This window comes from Actinomadura sp. 1N219 (genome assembly GCF_044326405.1).
Classification (GTDB): domain Bacteria; phylum Actinomycetota; class Actinomycetes; order Streptosporangiales; family Streptosporangiaceae; genus Spirillospora.
Window position 1 is genome coordinate 1 of sequence record NZ_JBIRAY010000044.1, and the last position, 563, is coordinate 563.

Consider the following 563-nt stretch of genomic DNA (forward strand, 5'->3'; position numbering starts at 1 on the left):
CCGGATCCCTCCTCCACTGGACCCGCAAAATGATCGAAATCCGCCAACGCCACCCCGTCTTCGGCGTCGGCTCCTACGTCGAACTCTCCGCCTCCAACCCCTCCGTCCTCGCCTTCACCCGCGAGATCACCGAGGACGAGAGCCCGTGGGGAGAAATGGACACCGTCCTGTGCGTCAGCAATCTGTCGCGCTTCCCGCAGCCGGTCGAACTCGACCTGCGCCGATTCGAGGGCTACTCCCCCGTGGAATGCATGGGCGGCGTCCAATTCCCGGCCATCGGCGAACTGCCGTATCTGATGACGCTTCCCGGGCACGGCTTCTTCTGGTTCCAGTTGAACCCTCCGGACGACGACGTCACGGAACCGGGCACGTCCGCGGAAAGGACCGGCTGACCGTGCTGCCACCCCATCCGGCCCTTACCCGGGCCCTCGCGGAGTGGCTGCCCGGGCAGCGGTGGTTCGGCGGCAAGGACGGCCCCATCGACGACCTGACCATCGGCACCGCCACCGAACTCCGCACCGGCGACCCCGCACTGCACCACCTCATCCTCGACGTCCACCAGA

At 67.1% G+C, this 563-nt stretch carries 1 protein-coding gene and 1 pseudogene; both read left to right on the forward strand.

The features are described 5' to 3' along the window. Window positions 1-392, forward strand: a 392-nt coding sequence (locus ACH35V_RS42305) for an alpha-glucosidase C-terminal domain-containing protein (RefSeq protein ID WP_395980541.1), incomplete at its 5' end; no start/stop codon positions are given. Window positions 393-394: 2 nt separating this feature from the next. Beyond that, window positions 395-563: pseudogene (locus ACH35V_RS42310) on the forward strand (aminoglycoside phosphotransferase); the annotation flags it as partial.